This window comes from Pseudomonas sp. B392_1p, assembly GCF_052245235.1.
In the GTDB taxonomy this organism is placed as follows: domain Bacteria; phylum Pseudomonadota; class Gammaproteobacteria; order Pseudomonadales; family Pseudomonadaceae; genus Serpens; species Serpens gallinarum.
In genome coordinates, this window is sequence record NZ_JBQPXM010000042.1 from 1 (window position 1) to 257 (window position 257).

A 257-nucleotide genomic window follows, 5' to 3' on the forward strand; every position below is an offset into this window, starting at 1 on the left:
ACTGCTGAGTTCGGGATGGGATCAGGTGGTTCCAACTCTCTATGGTCGTCAAGCAATTCTTTCGGGGCCTCGCGGTTTGCGCGCGGCTCCAGATTCGGTATGTGATAGTTGTATCGGTAGTGGTTTGCGGTTCGCCGAATTTTCGGTTTGTCGACTTCACCTTCAACACCGTCTGCTGTTCAGCAGATTGTTTGGGTGTTATATGGTCAAGCCTCACGGGCAATTAGTACAGGTTAGCTCAACGCCTCACAACGCTT

1 rRNA gene is annotated in these 257 nt (G+C 51.4%); it reads right to left on the reverse strand.

Going from position 1 to position 257, the window contains the following annotated elements:
• Positions 1 to 53: ribosomal RNA gene (rrf, locus tag ACTV8E_RS20725) — 5S ribosomal RNA — on the reverse strand; the annotation flags it as partial.
• Between the last annotated feature and the right edge of the window lie 204 nt (positions 54 to 257).